A 5,565-nucleotide genomic window follows, 5' to 3' on the forward strand; every position below is an offset into this window, starting at 1 on the left:
CGGGGCTTGGGTGTAGGAGCCTGACGATGACCTACTCTCGCATGGGAGACCCACACTACCATCGGCGCTGAGTGGTTTCACTTCTGAGTTCGGCATGGGATCAGGTGGTTCCCACTCGCTGTGGTCGTCAGGCGAAAGGGGGTGGCGAGCAATTGGTCTGATGTTGCGGGCACTGGCTCAAGGGTTGATCCGGAGCATGCGCTGGGGTGTTATATAGTCAAGCCTCACGAGCCATTAGTACCGGTTAGCTTAACGCCTTGCAGCGCTTCCACACCCGGCCTATCCACGTCCTGGTCTTGAACGGCTCTTGAGGGGCCTCGAGGGCCCGGGGAGATTTCATCTTGGAAGGGGCTTCCCGCTTAGATGCCTTCAGCGGTTATCCTGTCCGAACTTAGCTACCCGGCAGTGCCACTGGCGTGACAACCGGAACACCAGAGGTTCGTCCACTCCGGTCCTCTCGTACTAGGAGCAGCTTTCCTCAAATCTCCAACGTCCACGGCAGATAGGGACCGAACTGTCTCACGACGTTCTAAACCCAGCTCGCGTACCACTTTAAATGGCGAACAGCCATACCCTTGGGACCGGCTTCAGCCCCAGGATGTGATGAGCCGACATCGAGGTGCCAAACACCGCCGTCGATGTGAACTCTTGGGCGGTATCAGCCTGTTATCCCCGGAGTACCTTTTATCCGTTGAGCGATGGCCCTTCCATACAGAACCACCGGATCACTAAGACCTGCTTTCGCACCTGCTCGACGTGTAGGTCTCGCAGTCAAGCGGGCTTGTGCCTTTACACGAAGCGCACGATGTCCGACCGTGCTTAGCCCACCTTTGTGCTCCTCCGTTACGCTTTGGGAGGAGACCGCCCCAGTCAAACTACCCACCACACAGTGTCCTCGTCCCGGGTAACGGGACTGAGTTAGAACCTCAAACATGCCAGGCTGGTATTTCAAGGTTGGCTCCACGATGACTGGCGTCACCGCTTCGAAGCCTCCCAGCTATCCTACACAAGCATGCTCAAAGTCCACTGTGAAGCTATAGTAAAGGTTCACGGGGTCTTTCCGTCTGGCCGCGGATACACTGCATCTTAACAGCGATTTCAATTTCACTGAGTCTCGGGTAGAGACAGCGCCCCCATCGTTGCGCCATTCGTGCAGGTCGGAACTTACCCGACAAGGAATTTCGCTACCTTAGGACCGTTATAGTTACGGCCGCCGTTTACCGGGGCTTCGATCAAGGGCTTCGCCGGAGCTAACCCCATCAATTAACCTTCCGGCACCGGGCAGGCGTCACACCGTATACATCCTCTTTCGAGTTAGCACAGTGCTGTGTTTTTAGTAAACAGTCGTAGGGGCCTGGTATCTTCGACCGCCTCGCGCTCCGCCCGCAAGGGACATCACGCTAACGCGGCGTGCCTTCTCCCGAAGTTACGGCACCATTTTGCCTAGTTCCTTTACCCGAGTTCTCTCAAGCGCCTTGGGATTCTCACCCTGACCACCTGTGTTGGTTTGGGGTACGGTCTCACGCGAGCTGAAGCTTAGAGGCTTTTCCTGGAAGCATGGCATCAGTGGCTTCGCGCCCTTGGGCGCTCGTCGTCGCGTCTCGGCTTGCGGTGGTGGATTTGCCTGCCACCGCGGCCTACTCGCTTGAACCGGGACAACCGCTCGCCCGGCTCCACCTAGCCTTCTCCGTCCCCCCATCGCACTCACGCGAGGTACGGGAATATTAACCCGTTTCCCATCGACTACACCTTTCGGTCTCGTCTTAGGGGCCGACTCACCCTGCGCCGATTGGCGTTGCGCAGGAAACCTTGGTCATCCGGCGAGGAGGGTTTTCACCTCCTTAATCGTTACTCATGTCAGCATTCGCACTTGTGATACCTCCAGCCCACCTCTCGATGGACCTTCGCAGGCCTACACAACGCTCCTCTACCACGCCTATAAGGCGTCCGCAGCTTCGGTGACCGGTTTAGCCCCGTTACATCTTCCGTGCAGGCCGACTCGACTAGTGAGCTATTACGCTTTCTTTAAAGGATGGCTGCTTCTAAGCCAACCTCCTAGCTGTCTGTGCCTTCCCACTCCGTTTCCCACTGAACCGGTACTTGGGGACCTTAGCTGGCGGTCTGGGTTGTTTCCCTCTTGAGCACGGACGTTAGCACCCATGCTCTGTCTCCCGTGATGGCACTTGGCGGTATTCGGAGTTTGCAAGGGGTTGGTAAGCCGAGATGGCCCCCGAGCCCAAACAGTGCTCTACCCCCGCCAGTGATACACGAGGCACTACCAAAATAGCTTTCGAGGAGAACCAGCTATCTCCGGGCTTGATTAGCCTTTCACTCCGATCCACAGCTCATCCCCCCATTTTTCAACATAGGTGGGTTCGGGCCTCCAGTCGGTGTTACCCGACCTTCACCCTGGCCATGGATAGATCGCCCGGTTTCGGGTCTACTCCCAGCGACTGTGTTCGCCCATTTAAGACTCGGTTTCCCTGCGGCTCCCCTAGACGGTTAACCTTGCCACTGAAAGTAAGTCGCTGACCCATTATACAAAAGGTACGCGGTCACACCCCGGAGGGTGCTCCCACTGCTTGTACGCAAACGGTTTCAGGGTCTATTTCACTCCCCTCACAGGGGTTCTTTTCGCCTTTCCCTCACGGTACTGGTTCACTATCGGTCAGTCAGGAGTATTTAGCCTTGGAGGATGGTCCCCCCGTATTCAGACAGGTTTCCACGGTCCCCGTCCTACTCGATTTCACTGGAAGGCGCGTTTCGTGTACGAGACTATCACTCTCTATGGTGTGACTTTCCAGACACTTCCACTACCCACCAACCAGCTTAAGGGCTAATCCCCGTTCGCTCGTCACTACTTAGGGAATCTCGGTTGATTTCTTTTCCTCCGGGTACTTAGATATTTCAGTTTCCCGGGTTCGCCTCGAGTGCCTATGTATTGAGCACCCGATACCTGACCGAAGCCAGGTGGGTTTCCCCATTCGGAGATCGCCGGATCGAAGCTTGTTTGCCAGCTCCCCGACGCTTTTCGCAGGCTGCCACGTCCTTCATCGCCTCTGACTGCCAAGGCATCCACCGTTTGCGCTTATTCGCTTGACTATATAACCCGCAGCGCACGCTCGAGGTGCGCGCAGGCTACTGCCATTACGCCGGATTCAACGCTTGAGTCAGTGCCATGATCGCGATTGACGCTCAACCACACCGCCACGATTCCAACGGAATCGCTGTGGTGTCATCAAACGGTCATCGCCATCGATGAACATCAGACTTATTCAATTGCTAGCCACTTTGTTAAAGAGCATTGTGATGCGGAATCACAGATCAGTTTTCTCGGTGAAAAAACTCATCTTTGACCCCGTCGCACGCCATCTGGCGCGAAACTGGTGGAGCCGAGGAGAATCGAACTCCTGACCTCCTGCGTGCAAGGCAGGCGCTCTCCCAACTGAGCTACGGCCCCCGCTTGATGGTCTCAGACCGCCCACTGGTGGGCGATTCTGGTGGGTCTGGGTGGACTTGAACCACCGACCTCACCCTTATCAGGGGTGCGCTCTGACCAACTGAGCTACAGACCCAAACACCGCAAGGGCTTTACCCCTTCTCCGGGCCCAGCCCAGAACTTCATGCTCTTTACAACGGGTCAGATTATTTGTTGTGGACACTGGCGTGGCGCCGGTGTGTCGATAAGGAGGTGATCCAGCCGCAGGTTCCCCTACGGCTACCTTGTTACGACTTCACCCCAGTCGTGAACCACACCGTGGCGATCGTCCTCCCGAAGGTTAGACTAACCGCTTCTGGTGCAGTCCACTCCCATGGTGTGACGGGCGGTGTGTACAAGGCCCGGGAACGTATTCACCGCAGCATTCTGATCTGCGATTACTAGCGATTCCGACTTCACGGAGTCGAGTTGCAGACTCCGATCCGGACTGAGAGACGCTTTAAGGGATTCGCTTGCGCTCGCGCACTCGCTGCCCTCTGTACGCCCCATTGTAGCACGTGTGTAGCCCTGGCCGTAAGGGCCATGATGACCTGACGTCATCCCCACCTTCCTCCGGTTTGTCACCGGCAGTCTCCCCAGAGTGCCCACCCGAAGTGCTGGTAACTGAGGACAAGGGTTGCGCTCGTTACGGGACTTAACCCAACATCTCACGACACGAGCTGACGACGGCCATGCAGCACCTGTCACTGCGCTCCCGAAGGCACCAAGCTATCTCTAGCAAGTTCGCAGGATGTCAAGACCAGGTAAGGTTCTTCGCGTTGCGTCGAATTAAACCACATGCTCCACCGCTTGTGCGGGCCCCCGTCAATTCATTTGAGTTTTAACCTTGCGGCCGTACTCCCCAGGCGGAGAACTTATCGCGTTAGCTGCGTCACTAAGGCTCTAATAGCCCCAACGACTAGTTCTCAACGTTTACAGCGTGGACTACCAGGGTATCTAATCCTGTTTGCTACCCACGCTTTCGCACCTCAGCGTCAGTGTCAGCCCAGGCAGTCGCCTTCGCCACTGGTGTTCCTCCCGATATCTACGCATTTCACCGCTACACCGGGAATTCCACTGCCCTCTGCTGCACTCTAGCCTGATAGTTCGGATTGCAATTCCCAGGTTGAGCCCGGGGCTTTCACAACCCGCTTATCAAACCGCCTACGCGCCCTTTACGCCCAGTAATTCCGATTAACGCTTGCACCCTCCGTATTACCGCGGCTGCTGGCACGGAGTTAGCCGGTGCTTCTTCTGCAGGTAACGTCAACACTGGCCGGTATTAGCGACCAGCTTTTCCTCCCTGCTGAAAGTGCTTTACAACCCAAAGGCCTTCTTCACACACGCGGCATGGCTGGATCAGGGTTGCCCCCATTGTCCAATATTCCCCACTGCTGCCTCCCGTAGGAGTCCGGGCCGTGTCTCAGTCCCGGTGTGGCTGATCATCCTCTCAGACCAGCTACGGATCGTCGCCTTGGTAAGCCGTTACCTCACCAACAAACTAATCCGACATGGGCCCATCCAATAGCGCGAGCCGGAGCCCGCTTTCCCCCTCAGGGCGTATGCGGTATTAATCCGGGTTTCCCCGGGCTATCCCCCACTACTGGGTAAGTTCCCATGCATTACTCACCCGTCCGCCGCTCGCCAGCACCCCGGAGGGCCTGCTGCCGCTCGACTTGCATGTGTTAGGCCTGCCGCCAGCGTTCAATCTGAGCCATGATCAAACTCTTCAGTTTAAATCATCCGATGCCAATGGCATCTTATACAAGCTCAAAGACCGCACTCGAATCAACGAGCACTGACTTTGATAATCGTCACCGACTACCACAGCCAGCGCCCACACAAATAATCTGACCCACTTGTTAAAGAACCTCAGAAGGCGTTAAGCCCCTGATCGAGAAACCAAAATTCTAAAGCATTTCAGTTTCTTGTCAATCCCCGAAACAACCTCTCTTTGCCGCCCCAGCGCCTGTCAGCGCCGCCTCGCGGCCCGGTTGCCCCGAAAGAGATGCGTATTCTACAGCCTCAGCCGATGGCGTCAACAAGTGATTTCAAACCCGTTTCCGCCGTTAACGCATCCCCGCTTC

At 56.4% G+C, this 5,565-nt stretch carries 2 tRNA genes and 3 rRNA genes; all 5 read right to left on the reverse strand.

Features of this window, described 5'->3' with window-relative positions:
• Positions 1-18 precede the first annotated feature (18 nt).
• Positions 19-132 (reverse strand): 5S ribosomal RNA (rrf, locus tag AC1RQI_RS16055).
• An 81-nt stretch (positions 133-213) separates the two neighbouring features.
• A 23S ribosomal RNA gene (locus AC1RQI_RS16060) occupies positions 214-3,102 on the reverse strand.
• Between the two features lie 282 nt (positions 3,103-3,384).
• Positions 3,385-3,460 (reverse strand) — tRNA-Ala (locus AC1RQI_RS16065).
• Between the two features lie 38 nt (positions 3,461-3,498).
• A tRNA-Ile gene (locus tag AC1RQI_RS16070) sits at positions 3,499-3,575 on the reverse strand.
• 109 nt (positions 3,576-3,684) lie between these two features.
• Positions 3,685-5,214 (reverse strand): 16S ribosomal RNA (locus AC1RQI_RS16075).
• The 16S, 23S and 5S rRNA genes sit together here with 2 tRNA genes alongside, the layout of an rRNA operon.
• Between the last annotated feature and the right edge of the window lie 351 nt (positions 5,215-5,565).

The sequence above is a fragment of the Salicola sp. AFF1 genome, assembly GCF_056783195.1.